Source organism: Ureibacillus terrenus, from assembly GCF_006569205.1.
Taxonomy (GTDB): domain Bacteria; phylum Bacillota; class Bacilli; order Bacillales_A; family Planococcaceae; genus Ureibacillus; species Ureibacillus terrenus.
In genome coordinates this window covers 189,455-204,713 of sequence record NZ_VIGD01000001.1, presented here as the reverse complement: position 1 = coordinate 204,713, position 15,259 = coordinate 189,455, and the positions used below count along the sequence as shown (strand labels likewise).

16 protein-coding genes are annotated in these 15,259 nt (G+C 39.4%); 11 read left to right on the top strand and 5 right to left on the bottom strand.

Annotated elements, in window-relative coordinates; all coding sequences use genetic code 11:
* Nucleotides 1-133 precede the first annotated feature (133 nt).
* Entirely contained in the window at nucleotides 134-961 is an 828-nt protein-coding gene (locus FKZ59_RS01065) for a squalene/phytoene synthase family protein (RefSeq protein ID WP_141600881.1), read from the bottom strand.
* Nucleotides 962-1,188: 227 nt separating this feature from the next.
* On the opposite strand from FKZ59_RS01065, the gene FKZ59_RS01060 reads away from it, so the two are divergent.
* The gene (locus FKZ59_RS01060) at nucleotides 1,189-2,247 is read left to right on the top strand and encodes a 3'-5' exonuclease (protein ID WP_181733123.1); all 1,059 of its coding nucleotides are present in this window, start codon (nucleotides 1,189-1,191) and stop codon (nucleotides 2,245-2,247) included.
* 135 nt (nucleotides 2,248-2,382) lie between these two features.
* Nucleotides 2,383-3,228, top strand: coding sequence for a type II pantothenate kinase (gene coaW, locus FKZ59_RS01055; RefSeq protein ID WP_141600879.1), 846 nt, complete (start codon nucleotides 2,383-2,385; stop codon nucleotides 3,226-3,228).
* 49 nt (nucleotides 3,229-3,277) lie between these two features.
* On the opposite strand, the gene FKZ59_RS01050 is transcribed toward coaW, so the two are convergent.
* The 4 genes from FKZ59_RS01050 to FKZ59_RS01040 all read right to left on the bottom strand — a co-directional run bounded on the left by FKZ59_RS01050 (nucleotide 3,278) and on the right by FKZ59_RS01040 (nucleotide 6,404).
* A complete protein-coding gene (locus FKZ59_RS01050) occupies nucleotides 3,278-3,667 on the bottom strand; it encodes a ribonuclease HI family protein (RefSeq protein ID WP_141600878.1) in 390 nt (129 codons plus the stop codon).
* A gap of 215 nt (nucleotides 3,668-3,882) precedes the next feature.
* Nucleotides 3,883-4,482 (bottom strand): response regulator transcription factor, encoded by a 600-nt coding sequence (locus tag FKZ59_RS01045; protein WP_141600877.1) that lies wholly within the window; start codon nucleotides 4,480-4,482, stop codon nucleotides 3,883-3,885.
* Nucleotides 4,472-4,765 (bottom strand): sensor histidine kinase, encoded by a 294-nt coding sequence (locus FKZ59_RS14870; RefSeq protein WP_246045764.1) that lies wholly within the window; start codon nucleotides 4,763-4,765, stop codon nucleotides 4,472-4,474. Before FKZ59_RS14870 ends, FKZ59_RS01045 begins: the two co-directional genes overlap by 11 nt.
* A gap of 295 nt (nucleotides 4,766-5,060) precedes the next feature.
* Nucleotides 5,061-6,404: a hypothetical protein gene (locus FKZ59_RS01040; protein WP_246045763.1), complete on the bottom strand. Its 1,344-nt coding sequence runs from the start codon at nucleotides 6,402-6,404 to the stop codon at nucleotides 5,061-5,063.
* Between the two features lie 995 nt (nucleotides 6,405-7,399).
* On the opposite strand from FKZ59_RS01040, the gene FKZ59_RS01035 reads away from it, so the two are divergent.
* From FKZ59_RS01035 to FKZ59_RS00995, 9 genes are all read left to right on the top strand, one after another.
* Nucleotides 7,400-7,957, top strand: coding sequence for an ABC transporter permease (locus FKZ59_RS01035; protein WP_181733122.1), 558 nt, complete (start codon nucleotides 7,400-7,402; stop codon nucleotides 7,955-7,957).
* The gene (locus FKZ59_RS01030; protein ID WP_181733121.1) at nucleotides 7,957-8,502 is read left to right on the top strand and encodes an ATP-binding cassette domain-containing protein; all 546 of its coding nucleotides are present in this window, start codon (nucleotides 7,957-7,959) and stop codon (nucleotides 8,500-8,502) included. Before FKZ59_RS01035 ends, FKZ59_RS01030 begins: the two co-directional genes overlap by 1 nt.
* Nucleotides 8,439-8,918 (top strand): ATP-binding protein DrrA1-3 family domain-containing protein, encoded by a 480-nt coding sequence (locus tag FKZ59_RS01025; RefSeq protein WP_408057409.1) that lies wholly within the window; start codon nucleotides 8,439-8,441, stop codon nucleotides 8,916-8,918. Before FKZ59_RS01030 ends, FKZ59_RS01025 begins: the two co-directional genes overlap by 64 nt.
* A gap of 414 nt (nucleotides 8,919-9,332) precedes the next feature.
* Nucleotides 9,333-9,539: a zinc-finger domain-containing protein gene (locus tag FKZ59_RS01020; protein ID WP_141600873.1), complete on the top strand. Its 207-nt coding sequence runs from the start codon at nucleotides 9,333-9,335 to the stop codon at nucleotides 9,537-9,539.
* A gap of 259 nt (nucleotides 9,540-9,798) precedes the next feature.
* The gene (locus FKZ59_RS01015) at nucleotides 9,799-10,470 is read left to right on the top strand and encodes a phosphopantothenoylcysteine decarboxylase domain-containing protein (protein WP_181733135.1); all 672 of its coding nucleotides are present in this window, start codon (nucleotides 9,799-9,801) and stop codon (nucleotides 10,468-10,470) included.
* A 91-nt stretch (nucleotides 10,471-10,561) separates the two neighbouring features.
* Nucleotides 10,562-11,074: a YbaK/EbsC family protein gene (locus FKZ59_RS01010; protein WP_141600871.1), complete on the top strand. Its 513-nt coding sequence runs from the start codon at nucleotides 10,562-10,564 to the stop codon at nucleotides 11,072-11,074.
* A 12-nt stretch (nucleotides 11,075-11,086) separates the two neighbouring features.
* A complete protein-coding gene (locus FKZ59_RS01005; protein ID WP_181733120.1) occupies nucleotides 11,087-11,839 on the top strand; it encodes a VOC family protein in 753 nt (250 codons plus the stop codon).
* Nucleotides 11,840-11,897: 58 nt separating this feature from the next.
* Complete coding sequence (locus FKZ59_RS01000) at nucleotides 11,898-13,052, top strand: PstS family phosphate ABC transporter substrate-binding protein (protein ID WP_141600869.1); 1,155 nt, start codon at nucleotides 11,898-11,900, stop codon at nucleotides 13,050-13,052.
* A gap of 463 nt (nucleotides 13,053-13,515) precedes the next feature.
* Nucleotides 13,516-15,192 carry a formate--tetrahydrofolate ligase gene (locus tag FKZ59_RS00995; protein ID WP_141600868.1) on the top strand — a complete coding sequence of 559 codons (1,677 nt, stop codon included), beginning with the start codon at nucleotides 13,516-13,518 and terminating at the stop codon, nucleotides 15,190-15,192.
* Nucleotides 15,193-15,259 lie beyond the last annotated feature (67 nt).

Below are 15,259 nucleotides of genomic sequence, written 5' to 3'. Positions count from 1 at the left end.
CATAATGTTAATTTCTTCGGGCCGTCCTGCATATCAGCCGATTGGACCTCAATCATGGCAATTATGCCTGCGAAAGATAAAAAATAGGCTTATCCAAAAGGGGAAGATGTTCATTCCCTTTTGGATAAGCTTTTTATTCGGCCAATATTTCCTTTACCGTCTCTTCCACTTCGCTCCGGCTCATTTTTTCTTTTCCTTCTTTCAAAGCGTTCAACGTTTTATGGGCAAGGGCAAGCGGCAAACGGCAGAAAAGCATAATGGATCGTTTCGTGATATCTTTCATATAGAGATCGGCTTTGCGCAAATTTTCCTCCGAATAGTTGAACAAATCCTCCAATGTCCATCCATCCGGAATGAAGCTGACGCCCCGCTTTTCGAGATCTTCCTTTTTATTTCTTAGAATATTGACAGCCTGCAAGCCGCGTCCATATCCGATCGCAAGTTCCCGGTCCGTTTTGACTTTGCTGTCCCATTCCCATAAATCCGAAAGCATGACGCCGACAAGTCCTGCGACGTAATATGTATAATCGTCGAGATCTTCCTTTGTGCGGACTTGCCAGTTGGCTTTCGCCCATTTGGCCATTCCAAAAGCCATTTCACTTGCTGCATTGCAAACTATATTTTTGGCTCCTGAAGGCAGAAGGGAAATCCAGTCGTTCATGCGCAGCGTCACTTCAGGCAAGTATTGTCTAACCGGCTCCAACAATTCCAGATAGCGGCCGTTAGGAAAAGCTTCTTCTTTTAATAAACTTCCGGTTTCCATTAAAATGTCATGCTTCAAGCCATTCGTTACTTCCGGATGTTCATTGTCCTCGATTTCATCCAGGGCGCGCATGATCAAATAGGCATTGGCAACAGCCTTTTTTAAATCTTTTTTTAGAAATGTGATGGGAATATAGAAGGTGCGGCTCGTTTCTTTCAATACTCTCATCGCATCTTTTTCAAGCGCTTTTTGGTTCATTTGTCCGATTATCCTCCGATCCGTTACTCTTCCTATCTATCCTAACATTCATTTTCCCAAAAGGAAAAACAAAACTCCTAAAAACTATTATAGACAAGGAAAAACCATTATTTGCACATCAAAATAACGATCATTGGAAAGGTATGTTATGCAAAAAAGCGTGTTTTTATCGCTGCTTTTCGATACAATGGGGTGGGACAGTTTAATAGATAAAGGTGGATTCATTCGTGCGAAAGGAAACGTATATATTTTTGGATATAGAGGCAGATGTAGTGCGCGGAAAACAACATATCATTGAAATCGGAGCCGTGAAATGGCTTCCGAATGATCGAGTGGAGTTTTTTTCCGAATTCATCCAGCCATATAAATTTAAAAAATTAAATAACCGGATTCACGAGTTGACGGGCATACATACTGAAGATCTCCTTTCAGCTCCCCCCTTTAAACAGGTCATAAAGCGCTTTAAGGAGTGGACTCAAGGGAATACCATATTCGTTACTTTCGGGGAATTTGACCGTAAATTATTGGAAGAGGAACTCCTCCGCAACCGTATCAAACGGCGTTTCATTTATCCGATCGTTGATTTTCAACAAAAATATATGATTGACAATCAGATTAAGGTGCAGCCAAGTCTAAGCGATTTAATGGCAAAATTTGATGTCGTTGCCGCAACACAACATCGGGCATTGGATGATGCCATTTCCCTTTTTCAAATTTTTAAAGCCGCCGATGGCCACGGGATGATTGAAAAGCAAAAGACGAATCAATTCGCCCTTTTGTTAAACGAAAGCCATCATGGGGAGAATGGGGCCGAAGTCTATTTTACATACGTAACCGGCGAGGTTTTTCCTTCCGATATCAAAATCCATTCGATGGATTCCATTCATCAATCCTTATCATGTATAAAAAAAGAACGGGAAGAGGTTCAAGAAGACGGCAGCATCATCAAAACGGAATGTCATGAAATTCTCCCAAGCGAAGAATTGGCAAAATTTTTGCGCTCAATCGTAAACGACTTGGATCGGAAAGTGCTGATCACCCGTTCCGGTTTAAGGCAGATTTCGCGCCTCAGCCGCCTGCACCAATGCGTCTTTCCGAAAACGGAAGTCATGACATTGCAAAATTTATTGATGGAACCTGATGCAGTAAATCAATTCACGATGAACGGCCAAACATTGGATACATATGAAAGAAAAATTTATAAATTATTATTCAAATATAAATACAAACTAATAAAAGAGTTTAAAAGGAGAAATTTAATTACGGGACAGGTAGTAAAAGTTTAATTTTATTCATAAAAATTATATAATTTTACTATAATGAATTTCTGTTTTGAATTTTAATAAAATTTTAAAAAATATTGAAATGAAAAAGGAATACGGTTAAAGTGTAGAGAGTGGATTAATAAAAGGAGAGCGTTTATGCGGAAAACAATAGGAATTGATGCAGGAGGCACTTTAACAAAAGTCGCTTACTTGAATGATCAAAATGAATTCCAATTTAAAGCGTTCCCTTCAAAAGACTTATCTATGGTGAAGGAATGGATTGAATCCTTTCCTGAAATCGAAGAAATCGGTATTACCGGCGGCAGGACTGAACAGCTATTATCCAAGCTGAAAATCAATAAGCCCATTGATTATGTTGTGGAATTTGATGCAACGATCAAAGGGGTAAAATATTTGTTAAAAAAGGAAGGCCACAATATCCAAAAAAGCATCATTACAAATGTAGGCACAGGCACAAGCATCCATTATATGGACAATGAGAAGCATGTGCGCGTCGGCGGGACAGGCATCGGAGGAGGCACATTAACGGGACTGGCCACTATCATAACAGGCCTTTCCGATTTTAAGGAAATAACGGAGATTGCAAAGCAAGGGAAAAGGGAATTCATTGATCTGTTTGTAAAGGATATTTTTGAAGGAATGGAACCTCCGATCGAAGGACATTTGACGGCAAGCAATTTTGGGAAAGTCAATTTATTGAACAATACGTCCTACAAAATCCCTGATTTGTTGGCCACAATCCAGGCGCTGGTTGGCGAAGTCATCACGACATTGAGCATCCAGTATGCGGATATGAAAAATTCCGAAACGATTATCTATATTGGATCGACATTGGCGAATAACGAACATTTAAAAGAAGTGATTGCCAATTATACGATTCTGAAAAAGCACACGCCGGTCTTTTTGAAAGATTGCGGTTTTTCAGGAGCCATCGGTGCGCTATTAAACAAAGTCGAACAAAGAGAAATCGCCAAAACATAAAAATGGGATTCTTCAAGCGGAAGAATCCCATTTGTTTTTAAACCGCTGATTACATCCCTTTGCGGATGGCTTGCCGCGCCAGTGCATCAGCGGCTTTATTTTGTTGTTCCGGTATCCATTTGATGAAAAAGAGTTCAAATTCTTCGGCCAGTTTCAGAGCGGTTTCCAAATAAGGCTTAAATTGTTCGCTTTTTACATACCGCTTTTCAATGGAATTTACTACAATTTTTGAATCCGAGCGGACAGAAACGAAAGAGGTGCCAAGTTTTTTGGCTTCTTCCAGCCCGCGGATCAGTGCGATAAATTCCGCAACATGATTGTTTGATTCGCCGATATATTCGCCGATTTGGATGGAATGTCCTTCCCCTTTAATAAATAATCCGATTCCGCTCGGACCAGGATTGCCGCTACTGGCCCCATCAATATAGACTTCCAGCATAGTTCCCCCATTTTCTTTTCACAATAAAATATATTCTAATCTTATTATAGCGCGAATATGAAAAAACGGTGAAAGGATTCAACTGCCAGTGTTTATGGAAATCGAAAAACTTTCTAATTTTTCATTAAAGCAGGTTTGCTTTTACTGTTCAACATGAACCTCAAAATGTTCAAGAATGGACAATGCATTCTATAAAAATAATAAGTTTAATTTGATTATTCCAATATTCCCATTTTCATCGCCTTGACTACTGCTCCAACCCGCGAGTTGACATCCAATTTTCTTAAAATAGATGATACATGGTGTTCCACGGTCCTTTTACTTATGTTTAAAAACTTGCTGATTTCTTCATTTGTCATATCTTCAGAAATATATTGGAGAATTTTTAATTCAGCTTTTGTAAGGGGGAAATGGTTTTTAGATGAAATGTAAATTGGAAAGTGTTTTATTCCCGAAAAACTTTGCCTAATTGCATTGGCCAATTCAAAGGCGGAATTTTCTTTTGTAACAAATGCATAAGCCCCGGCTTCGTAAGCGGCGTGAATGTATTCGTCATAGTCGTAACCCGATAAAATAACGATTTTACATGATGGATATTTTTCAGTGATTTTCTTCGTCCATTCAATCCCGTTATCGTTTTTCATTCTTATATCCATGACAATGACATCAGGGTTATGTTTGACTATTTCCTTCTCTAAGTCGGCGGGACGACAAATCGTATTTACAATTTCCAGATCAGCTTCATTTTCTAACAGTTGTTGAATCCCTAGCATCACTAATAAATGGTCGTCTACTAGTAATACTTTAATTTTCATCTTTTCCATCCTCACTCATTGGCAGAGTAATCGAAACGCAAGTCCCGGCCCCCGGTTCAGATTGTATGTCAAGTGTGCCTTTTAACTGATTAACCCTTTTTTGAATCGCAATCAGGCCTAAATGATTGTCTTGCGATAACTCCGATAAACGATTCGGTACTTTGAATCCAATACCATGATCTTTTACTTTTATGTTTAGGAGATTGTTCGTTTCTAAAACAGAAACGAAAACTTTCTTTGACGAAGAATGTTTGATGGCATTGTAAACCAATTCTTTGATCATTTGGAACACTTGAAGAGAGAGGGAAGCGGGAATGACTCTCAGATTCGTATTATAATCAATCTCAATGGTAACATTAAGGTTCGTTTGGCATTTCCTTTTTAATGAATGGAGACTTTTCTCCAATCCCAAATCTTCTACGATAACCGGATATAACTCATGGCACATTTCCCTTATTTCAAAAATACTGCTGCGGAGCGACTCTTTAATGTCTTCGAAAACACTGTTATCCATTTTTTTATATTTGCTCAAGAATTCAAGTTTATTGAAAAGGAGGATTAAATTTTGCAACACCTCATCATGGAGGAAAATTCTTTTTTTCCTTTTCTTGTTCATTCAGCAGCAGCAAATCAAATTGTTCGGAAGGGAGAGATTCCTCCACTGTTTCCTTTAGCTGTTTTTTGATTTGCAGCAACGATTTCGAGCTGGCAAATAATTCTGTCGCGTCGGTTCGGATTTTTTCTATCAGTTTTATTTCTTCTTTTTCAAAAACCGTCGCATTCGTTTTCTCCCCGATCAGGAACCATCCGATCGTTGCATCTTCCAAATTCATAGGGTACGAAAAAAACTTCTTTCCATGGATATTCATTTTTTCAGGATGGCGGCCATGATGGACGCATGTCAGCAGTTCCGTATCGTTGAAATGGAGAAAAGCCCCTGTTTTATGTAAAATCGTTGGGATGTTATCGTTTTTCCATATCAGGCATACTCCGCTAACATCAATTGTTTTGTGCATTAAATCGGCAATGAGTTTTGCGCAATATTCCAAATGCTTCCCGTTCAGTAATTGTTGAAAGATAAGCAATTTTTCTTTTTGTATTTCTTGCTTTATCAGATGCCATTTTTTCATTTTTAAAGGTTCCAACCCTTTGTGGATCAAGTCATAAACAACGAAGGTGAATGCGAGCAAAGAGTTCATAAAAATAACTGTCTTTAAGTCGAAATTGTAAAACATAAACAAGAATAGGTTAAAAACAACCAAAGCCAAAATCATCACTAATAATTGGAAACTAATTTTTCGAAAGATTTCTCGAAAATCAACAACTTCTTGCTTCGTTAATAGATATGACAATGTCATGGGAAAGACAATGATACTGCTAAGCGTATAATGAAAAGGAATGCCCGAAAAAGAAAAAAATGCATCCCGAATTAAGCTGAGAATGACAACAGGAGCAAACGATAGAATCAGACCGGCGATTAAAAGATACATTTGATTTTTGATTTTATCGGAATTGGATTGAAGGTGTAAAAAAAATAGGACAATACAGGACAGTAACGATAGAACCATGTTTGCGACAATGCATGGGCGAACGATTGTGTTGACGATGACATGGTGATGAATGCCTATTGAGAAATAAATGAGAGTCGCGAAAATGGCTATTAATAATGTAATCATACGAACCCGGCGAAAAAATGTTGGTTTTGTAGATGAAGGAAAATGCTCAAAAAAATTCATAAGGACGTAAGGAGCAAACGAAGCGGTGATCACTTCCAATTCTTTTGCCGTTTTTATATTCCAGCTGGAAGGTGCTGACAATGCAATAGCTAGTCCGCTGATGAACATTAACGTGAAAAAATGTTGAACAACGACCGAGTTCGGTTTTTGCACATAGCTATAGATGCCAATAAACAAAAATGACATTCCAATGAATATCGCGAAATAATGGTGAAAAGGAATATGCTCATTGTACATTTTTAAAAAGAGTATAACAAGTAATGAAGACGGAAATGAGCAGCATGACAAAAGGGAAGATTTTCTTGTTCATGTTATCCCTGGCTTTCTAGATAACTTTTTAAGAATTTACTTGATGCTGAATCATCACTTGTTCAAACATGTAGTTGGTGGACAAGTGAATTTGCAAAAAAGTCTTCTTCCTCTTTTCCTTTAAAATTCTTTTAACCTTGCATCCACGGATTTTCTTTTGCGTTCAATCCACTTGTAGAAACTCCACTAATGCTGGAAAAGACTTTTGGATTTCAATTCTCCTTTTCTAACGCAAGTACCGTTGTTCCAATGGAATCCTTTTCTGGCAGTGTTTATTTTACACTATATTACAATTTTTGTAATGATTTTCTAAAAAAGTATTTTCCACAATTAAATTTGCGGTAAATACGGATGTTTATCGTTTTTAAATATAGTAGATTGTAGTCGTAGGCAATGAAAGCAGATTGAAAATTTCAAGTGTAATTAGAAAATCGCAGAAATTCTTGATCAAATAATGCTGAAAATGGGCAACCGGTTATAACAGGTTATCATTACTCGCGCGAGCAGGACAATTGTAGACATGATTGCCCGTGGGGCGAATGGGCTCATTAATCATCTTTCTGTCTTATTCTATCGTTATCGAGAGGACTGAAAATACACTAGGAATACTTATTACTAATTGCTGCTACCATTGCCTATTTTATTTATCGTAACCAGTCTCCACAAAATTTTATATTTATTGCAATTGTTGTGTTGCTTTTAATATCCGTATTTAATTCAAAAGAAAAGCAAAAATAGGTGATGTTTATGAAAGCGATTGTCGAGAAAGAATTTAAAAGCTTGTTCAAAGGTTTTAAGTCTATTGCTGTGATTGCATTTTTCTTGTAGTGTGTTTCGCCGCTTCTAAATTTTTCAGTAATAACCTGGATATATTGCAAACAGATCATGCCGAATCAGCTTACGTCTCCAGTATTCGGGCGCTGGTTATGTTTTTAGGGTTTCTCTTTGTCATGTCCTTATCCCATGATGCAATCAACCGGGAAGTTGAAAACCAAACGATCCGCTTTTTGGTTACGAAATCCGCCAGAAGTTCTATTGTGATTGGCAAGTTTTTAGGGATTTTTTTGTTTTGGCTGATTTGTATTTTATGCTCATTTATTGTTATTGGTCTATTTGCCAAGCAGATCTTTGTTTTTGACTTTCTGCAAATTATGTGTTTCATTGCCTATGCTGTCAGTCTGACCATCTTGATATCTTTAGTAATAAAAAAACCGTCCCATACCACATTTGCTAGTATTTTGTTAGGTATTGCGCTGCCTGTTGTAGGATTGTGGTCTGTTATCTCGACCAAATTCATATCGGAAATCATTAAATATATACTCCCGTATTACTATATTGTGAAAGGCGGTTATTATATCATTTTTCCGTTTTTCCTCTCTATCCTTATGCTGTTGACGGCCTTGGCGATATTTCAAAGGAGAGATTTGTAGTGAAAATCATAGAGGTAAATAACCTGAAAAAGAAATTTAAAGATCATTATGTTGTGAAAGGCGTTACTTTTGATGTAACAAAAGGTGAAATTTTCGGGTTTTTAGGTAAAAATGGCGCGGGAAAAACGACAACAATGAATATGTTAACAGGTATTATTTTGCCCTCTGAAGGCAGTTTTACTATAGGTGGAAAAACGAATCAAGAAATCGATCAAATCAAGAGAATCATCGGCGTAATGCCGGATGCCGCAAACTATTACTATGATTTCACTGCCATTGAACATCTTATATTTTTTTCAAAATTAAAAAACTTAAAAATGAAAAAGAGTGATTTGCTTGATATTTTGGAGAGAGTAGGGCTGAAAGGTCATGAAAAGAAAAAGGTCGGCAGTTATTCGTTCGGTATGAAAAAAAGCTGGGAATTGCCCAGGCTATTCTGGGGAAGCCGCAAGTCGTTTTTCTGGATGAGCCTACTTCCGGTTTGGATCCGGAGTCAGCCGTTGAAGTTCAGCAACTTATTAAAGAGCTGTCCCAAGAAGGCATGACGATTTTTTTAACTTCACATAATCTTGTTGAAGTCGAGAGAATCTGTGACAGAATAGCTATTATGGAAAACGGTATAATATCTAAAATCGGGAGCATGGAAGAATTAAGAGCTCTACATCAACGTACGATACGGCTTTCCATCAAAATAAAGAAAGAGGATTCTTTTATTGCCCATTCCATGAAAAATCATTTAGTCGATCATGTATCTGACGTACAAGCGAAAGACCAATATTTATATTGTTATCTGTATAATGAAGCTGATATACCTAAATTGATTCATTATTTATCCGGCCAAAACATTGATATATATGAAGTAAAAACGGAAAAAGCCACTCTGGAAGATATTTTCTTTGATCGGGCATCCGGGGATGAGATAGATATGATCAAAACTTGTTTTTTACATTTTATGGATTGATTGTATTAAAGGATTTTCGCCACAAAATGCACTTGGCAATCATGTTGTTTTCAAAGATTTGATCGCTTTGCCAGGCTTTCGGATGAATTGAAAGACATGACCGAAAAAATCACTTCCCCCCCCCGTTGTGGAAAGGGAAGTGATTCCGCTTCAAAAAGAACGGCCTGTTCCGCTGTTTAAAACATTTTTCTTGTTTTGCAGAAGTTCCATATGAATGTCATTTATATGGAACTTCTGTTTTATTTTCCCCTTTTTGTTTCGGGTATCGAATCGATTTTTTGTGAAATACTTTGCATGGATTGTTTTCGCTTGAAATAATTAATATTTTAAATGGGGAAATTATGATAAGCGCTTTGACAAATAAAAAATCCCGATAGTAAAATATAAAAACTAGTAAAAGGGGGAGCATGTTTTGTGAATAAAATGGCAGTCATTAAAGATATAGATGAATTAATCGATACTTATTGCATTGATTGCCCGATCAAAAAGGATTTGAGACAAACAAGGGGGAAGGCGGGGGCACACCGTTTTTGCATCGAACAATGCAGCGTCGGGGAACAATTGCAATTTTTAGGTAACGAATTGTTGAAAATCCAAGAGAAGGATTCCAAAAGTAATTGAATTCCTTTTTGAGCGGATATTACAATGGTATAAAATATTATATGAGTGCTCATGATTCCATTTTATGAGCATAAATGTGGTTGGAAAACATGGCGGGCAGCTTTCGAAATGGGCTGCTTTTTATATGTGCATGTTTGAAGGGGTTTTTTGGAAAAAACGAATGAAATGAAGAAATATGGATTTTATTAATGAAAATTGAATCAAAGTTCAGTAAACTTATGCTATAACGATGAAATGACAGGTGATTGTAGTGATAACACTGAAAGGGAAAAAAGTGCTCATTGCAAGCGGGGGAACCCTTGAAAAATGGGACCAGGTCCGGGGGCATACGAATCTTTCGAAAGGAACGATGGGCTGTTTTTTGGCCGAAACGGCATATTCCATGGGGGCCGAAGTGATTTATTTGCACGGATATTTCACGAAGCTTCCCGAACATAAAGAACAAATGAGGCTCGTACGTTTCGAAGGGATTGAAGATTTAGGGGAAAAAATAAAAGAAATTCTTCGAAATGAAAAAGTGGATATCGTCATTATGGCAGCGGCCGGTTCGGACTGGATTGTGGACAAGGTCTATGACCAAAGCGGCAATTTGATAAAGGAAAAAGGGAAAATGCCTTCCGATGAACCGCCGATCATCCATTTTAAAAAAGCGCCTAAAATTTTAGGGAAAATTAAAGGCTGGAATCCTGAAGTGCTTCTCGTCGGCTTTAAACTGGAAGCGACAGAAGATGTGGGTTATTTAATTGAGCGGGCAAAACTTCGGATGAAGGAATCGGATGCGGACTTTATGGTAGCAAACAGCTCCCGGTCTTTATACGGGGATGTGCCGCATTATATCATCTCTTCTTCCGGAGATTTCATCGAAGTTCAGGGAAAAGAACAAACGGCAAGAAAATTATTGGAAATATTGGCTGAAAAAGTATACAATTAATTGATATTGAAAGACTAGTATCGCTAGTCTTTTATTTTATATGATAACGAATAATTTAAATTTGTTTTATAGGTATTGGAGGATGGGTTCCATGTCGCTTCAAAGTGTCAAAGAACATTTGAAAAAATTTAGCCGTGAACAGGATATTTTGGAATACGATGAAATCAGTGCAACGGTGGAACAGGCGGCTGCCGCCTTAAACGTCATCCCTGCGCGGATTGCCAAAACGTTGTCATTTAAAGATAAGGAAGGCAACGCTTTTCTTGTCGTGGCCGCAGGGGATGCAAAAATCGACAATAAAAAATTCAAATCCACATTCGGCATTAAAGCGAAAATGCTAAGCGCGGAAGAAGTGGAACATTTTACGGGGCATGTGGTCGGAGGAGTTTGCCCTTTTGGGCTGGCCCATGATTTGGATGTATATTTGGATATTTCCTTGAAGCGTTTTTCGACGGTGTTTCCGGCATGCGGAAGCATCAATTCGGCGATTGAATTAACATGCGACGAGTTGTTTGAATATTCATACGCCAAGGATTGGGTGGACGTCGGAAAAGACTGGGATGCATTATTGACTGACGAAGTTGCGGCTGCAACTGAAGCATAGCGGGGGATGATTATGTATTTTTTTGATCATATTGTGCACTTTGTCAAAAAGCCGATAGCCATGGTCGAAAAAACGGGAGAACTTGGCCTCCATACCGTGGAAGGCGGAAAACATGAAATGTGGGGTACCTATAACTCCCTCTGTTATTTTGGCCTTTCCTATATCGAATTTATTGGCGTTTTTGATGAAGAGCTGCTGGAACAGTCCGCAAAAATTCCATATACATTGCACGAGTCTTACAAAAAACGGAACAAACGGGATGGGTTTACACGGATTGCGATCAGAACATCTACAATTGAAGAAGATGCGGCAAAATTGCGCGCGAGAGGTTATGAAGTGATTGGGCCGGATGCTTTTTCAAGGGTACGGCCGGATGGAAGCGTGCTGACGTGGAAATTGCTGCATTTTGGAAAAAAAGATTCACCTTTTGAATTTCCGTTTCTCATCCAGTGGGACAGTTCTGACAAAGAACGGTACCATGATTTGGTCAAGAATGGGAGCATTCAAGAACATCCGGTCGGCGATGTGGCAATCGAAGAAATCTCTTTGATTGTCACTGATTTAAAGCGGGCGGACGAATGGGCCGATTTATTTCAACATGAAATTGTAGAAAAAACGGCGGCATATATTAAATTGAAAGCGCCGAATTGCCAATTCAGCTTTTATTTGGGCCAAAAAAATGAAATCGCCGAAGTGAAAATCCGCGGTGCAAAAGAAGAAAAGCAAGTGATATTGGAAAACGGGAAATATTTATTTGTTCGTTAAATTTTTTTAAAGGGAATTGCCTCCTGGATGCAGAAATGTTTTGCAGGAGGTATTTTTTATGGTGACCAATCTTTTTGTTTCAATTCTAGTTTTGGTGATTCTGGGTTTTTTCACTTTTGCAGGGGTTGTCATGGCATTGTTGATCGGATTCTTTGAATGGATTCCATTCATGATCATAATGGCCATCGTTCTTTATCTGCTTTTATTAGCCTTTTTGTTCCGTTTCTTCAAAACAAAGAGGAGAATCCTGTGGTTTGCCGGCATATCTTTGGTTGCGCTTGTTGCAGGTTCTGTGTGGCCGATTTACGAAAAATATGTGGACAGCATACCGACCGTTTCCTCGGAAGTGGATATTTTTGAATATAAGCCTTTTGAAGAAGGTTCAAAAGTCGTTTCTTTGGATGAGGAAGCAACCCTTCAATTGTCTGAACCGCTGCCGGTCATGGATGGCGCAACGGCGCTTTATCCCCTGTACTCCGCCATTGCGCAGGCGACCTATCCGAAAAAGGAATATGACCCTTATGACAGTGAAGTGATGGTCAATACAACGCCGGAAGCTTATGAAAATTTGATCAACGGCAAAGTGGATATGATTTTTGTCAATGAGCCGTCCAAAAACCAATGGAGGCGGGCAAAGGAAAAGGGCGTGGAATTAAAATTGACGCCGATCGGAAAAGAAGCTTTTGTTTTTTTCGTGAATCAGAAGAACAAAGTCGACGGGTTGACATTGCAACAAATCAAGGATATTTACTCCGGGAAAATTACCAACTGGAAAGAAGTTGGAGGAAAAGACGAGCCGATCCGCGCATACCAGCGGCCGGAAGACAGCGGATCGCAGACGGCGCTGGAGTCTTTGATGGGCGATACGCCGATTATGGATCCGCCCAGGGAAAATGTCGCCGGCGGAATGGGAGAAATCATCAAGGAAGTGGCCCAATACCGGAATTTTGAAAACGCCATCGGTTATACTTTCCGATATTATTCGCAAGAGATGGTAGGGAATAAACAAATTAAGCTGCTGTCAATCGATGGGGTTCCTCCGACAAAAGAAACGATTCGCAGCGGAAAGTATCCGATTACAGGAGAGTTTTATATTGTAACAGCCGGAACGGATAATCCAAATGTGCAAAAATTGATTGATTGGGTATTGTCTTCCCAAGGCCAACAATTAATCGAAAAAGTGGGATATGTTCCAATCAATGAAGGAGATTGATGAAGGCCGCAGTAGTCTATGATGATGTTCGTATGAAATGTTATTCTGATGGGGGCACCAAACAGGAAGAATGTTCTTGTTTGTGCCCTAAATATTTTTTGCGGAATAATTTTAGTGCAGGTGAATAGCATTAAAGCTTTTGCAGATTTTTTGGAGAAATTAGGCAGCAGAAAGTAATGTGGGTGATTTTTTGTTCAATCAATGGTAAAAGCTCAGTTGGGAAATGATCCTGAAAGAATAGTATAATAATATTTTGAGGCACAGAGTCGACGGCATGGAGTTGCTTTAACGGAGAAATACATATGCATTTCCGTTTCTAATGAACAAGGCTTTCATGAATTGAACATTGACAAAAACTAAAACATATAAAACAAAATCTTTGCCAATAATAACATTCGAACCAAAAGTATGTTGGCGAGTCACACGAATTTTCAGTATCAATATCTTTAAAGAAAGAGGAATTATGATGACAATCACAAAACCATTGACGGATTTAGACATTGCAAACAATGCCACATTAAAACCCATTACAGAAATTGCAAGAGCGGCAGGTATTCCTGAAGATGCTCTTGAGCAATTCGGACGGTATAAAGGCAAAATTGATCCGAATAAAATTCCGGGAAGACCGGACGGTAAAGTTGTACTGGTGACCGCAACAAGCCCGACTCCGGCCGGGGAAGGAAAGACGACCGTAACGATTGGCCTTGCGGATGCCTTGAAACAATTGAACCAAAAAGTCATGGTTGCGCTTCGGGAACCATCTTTGGGACCAGTTTTTGGAATAAAAGGCGGAGCAACAGGCGGCGGCTTTGCCCAAGTGCTCCCGATGGAAGATATCAATCTGCACTTCAACGGAGATTTTCATGCAATCACAACGGCCAATAATTTGGTTTCTGCGATGATTGACAATCATATCCATCAGGGGAATGAATTAAAAATTGATCCAAGAAGAATCATTTGGAAACGGGTTTTGGATATGAATGACCGGGCTCTACGAAAAGTGGTCGTCGGTCTTGGCGGGCCGACCCAGGGAGTGCCGAGGGAAGACGGATTCGACATTACCGTGGCTTCTGAAATCATGGCCGTTTTTTGTTTGGCGACAAGCCTAAAAGACTTAAAAGAACGTTTATCCAATATGTTGATAGGCTATACGTACGATCGCCGGCCGGTTTTTGTCAAGGATCTGGGAATTGAAGGGGCTCTGACCCTTATTCTAAAAGAAGCATTCAAACCGAATATTGTACAAACCATTGAAGGGACGCCCGCTCTTGTCCATGGAGGGCCGTTTGCCAATATTGCCCACGGCTGCAATTCCATTGTTGCCACGCAAACGGCGCGGAAAATGGCGGATATCGTTGTGACAGAAGCCGGCTTCGGTGCGGATTTGGGCGCCGAAAAATTCATGGACATCAAGGCAAGGGTAGGCCATTTCCGCCCCGATGCAGTGGTGGTTGTCACAACAATCCGGGCATTAAAAATGCACGGCGGAGTAGATAAGAGCAATTTGACACAGGAAAATGTCCATGCTCTTCTTCTTGGAATAAAAAATCTGGAGCGCCATATTGAAACAATAAGAAATTTTGGAATTGAGCCGATTGTTGCAGTGAACCGATTTGTTTCGGATACCGAGGCCGAAATTTGCACGCTGATGGAATGGGCTAAAAAGAACGATATACGGATTGCGAGAACGAATGTTTGGGCGGAGGGAGGAAAAGGCGGACTTGACCTGGCAAAACAGGTTTTGGAAGTATTAGATCAACCCAAACAGTTCGCACCGTTATATGATGTAACCGAGCCGATTGAACAAAAAATAACAACCATTGTCCAAAAAGTTTACGGGGGAATCGGTGCGGTCTTCACGGATCAGGCAAAAAGACAATTGAAGCAGATTGAGGAAAACGGATGGAGCGATTTGCCGATCTGTATGGCCAAAACCCAATATTCCTTGTCCGACAACCCGAAATTGTTGGGCCGCCCTGAAGGATTTACGATTACGGTAAGAGAAATCATCCCTAAATTAGGGGCGGGATTCCTGGTATGTTTGACAGGCGATATTATGACGATGCCGGGGCTTCCAAAAGAACCCGCCGCATTAAGAATGGATGTCGATGAAAAAGGCGATGCCGTCGGATTGTTCTAATAGCAGAAGCGGACTGGAATGATGCTCTCCAGTCCGCTTTTTTTGATTTGCCATTTTCATAATTATT

What these genes read in the sequence shown, in the direction of transcription:
- FKZ59_RS01065 (WP_141600881.1), bottom strand. Translation starts at nt 961, where the DNA reads ATGAACCAAAAAGCGCTTGAAAAAGATGCGATGAGAGTATTGAAAGAA.
- coaW (WP_141600879.1), top strand. Translation starts at nt 2,383, where the DNA reads ATGCGGAAAACAATAGGAATTGATGCAGGAGGCACTTTAACAAAAGTC.
- FKZ59_RS01050 (WP_141600878.1), bottom strand. Translation starts at nt 3,667, where the DNA reads ATGCTGGAAGTCTATATTGATGGGGCCAGTAGCGGCAATCCTGGTCCG.
- FKZ59_RS01045 (WP_141600877.1), bottom strand. Translation starts at nt 4,482, where the DNA reads ATGAAAATTAAAGTATTACTAGTAGACGACCATTTATTAGTGATGCTA.
- FKZ59_RS14870 (WP_246045764.1), bottom strand. Translation starts at nt 4,765, where the DNA reads ATGATCAAAGAATTGGTTTACAATGCCATCAAACATTCTTCGTCAAAG.
- FKZ59_RS01040 (WP_246045763.1), bottom strand. Translation starts at nt 6,404, where the DNA reads ATGTCATTTTTGTTTATTGGCATCTATAGCTATGTGCAAAAACCGAAC.
- FKZ59_RS01010 (WP_141600871.1), top strand. Translation starts at nt 10,562, where the DNA reads ATGTCGCTTCAAAGTGTCAAAGAACATTTGAAAAAATTTAGCCGTGAA.
- FKZ59_RS01005 (WP_181733120.1), top strand. Translation starts at nt 11,087, where the DNA reads ATGTATTTTTTTGATCATATTGTGCACTTTGTCAAAAAGCCGATAGCC.
- FKZ59_RS01000 (WP_141600869.1), top strand. Translation starts at nt 11,898, where the DNA reads ATGGTGACCAATCTTTTTGTTTCAATTCTAGTTTTGGTGATTCTGGGT.
- FKZ59_RS00995 (WP_141600868.1), top strand. Translation starts at nt 13,516, where the DNA reads ATGATGACAATCACAAAACCATTGACGGATTTAGACATTGCAAACAAT.